This is a genomic window from Thermogutta sp. (assembly GCF_039793925.1).
Classification (GTDB): Bacteria; Planctomycetota; Planctomycetia; order Pirellulales; family Thermoguttaceae; genus Thermogutta.
On the sequence record NZ_JBAMME010000225.1, the window covers coordinates 1 to 1,160 of the forward strand.

At 56.6% G+C, this 1,160-nt stretch carries 1 protein-coding gene and 1 pseudogene; both read right to left on the reverse strand.

Annotated elements, in window-relative coordinates:
• Positions 1–591: hypothetical protein (locus tag ABJK56_RS09370; RefSeq protein WP_347244404.1), on the reverse strand; the 591-nt coding region annotated here is incomplete at its 3' end.
• A 62-nt stretch (positions 592–653) separates the two neighbouring features.
• A pseudogene (locus ABJK56_RS09375) lies at positions 654–1,160 on the reverse strand (hypothetical protein); the annotation flags it as partial.

Below are 1,160 nucleotides of genomic sequence, written 5' to 3' on the forward strand. Positions count from 1 at the left end.
AGACTTTTCTACCTGAGTACCGCCAACGGGGATGGCGTTTGCTGTGAGCGCCTGATCTTCGGAAGTTTTGCCCCGCTTCGTCAGCGGTTCGTCGCCGAAGCCGAATTGGCCCAGCCGGCCTCCCACATATCGGAAACCATAAGTCCGGAGCCAGTCTGCAAGCCCCAGATCAGGCTTGCTCTCACCAGGTGGTGAGAGGCGTTGATAGAAAAACGGGTTCCACCCCCCTACTCCGCCGCTTGTGTAATCCCAGGCGTGAGCGGCGTGTTCCGACTGGCCCGGACGAAACCACCGCCTGATTCCCAGATCGGCATGGTAACAATGATCGCTGATGTACCGGGTGTCGTGACACGCCCCGCATGTGCGCTCCGCAGAGACGGGTTGTCCGCTGGCGATCACGTTACGACCATTCGCATCGAGAAGTGGAACGGGTCGGTGTGTTACCTCAGTGAGATTTTGTAGCGCTTTTGATTGCGGCGGCTCACTGGCGAGTACGCCCGGTCCTGGAGGGCGCCCCATCCACAACAGCGCTGCGACGACAACGGTGTTACGCCACGCTCGCCAGACACGATTTGTTTTTCTCATGCCCATGTTGGCAGATCCTTCTTTGGTCGAAGGAATGATAGCGAAGTTTTCGCACGTTCCCCTCGATCTTACCGTTCCACAAGTCCCGTCATTTGTCGATCGCCCCGAAACATCGGGTCACCATCGTATCCCAGAGCTTTCCAATTGAGTCGCCCACCTGGTCCATGGCAATCGGCACATTGGAGGGCATGTTCTTTGGGCTGAACCATATGAGAGAGCGGCCAATACATTTCAGTGTCCACGAATCCGTACTGACCACTGTAGGGCAAGCCGGTGTCCTGGCTCCCAAGGCGGCAGGCCAGGTCCCAGTTAAATTCTGTCCAGTAACCGCCGGGTCCCCAGGTGCGCGGTGTCAGAAGATAAAGATACTGTTTGTCGTAAATCTGCCTGCCCCGGTGTACTTTGAAAGGCCAGATTTTGGCTTCGGGGTCCCCGGGACCACCGAGAGGCCGATTGATCTGGACCACGTGGGTAGGATCGATTTTCTGCCCGGTTAGATATCGCTCCCCGCGACCGTTGTACCAGTAATATTCCGGATTGATATTCTGGGCGTAAACAAACCTTCCCTTTTGCTT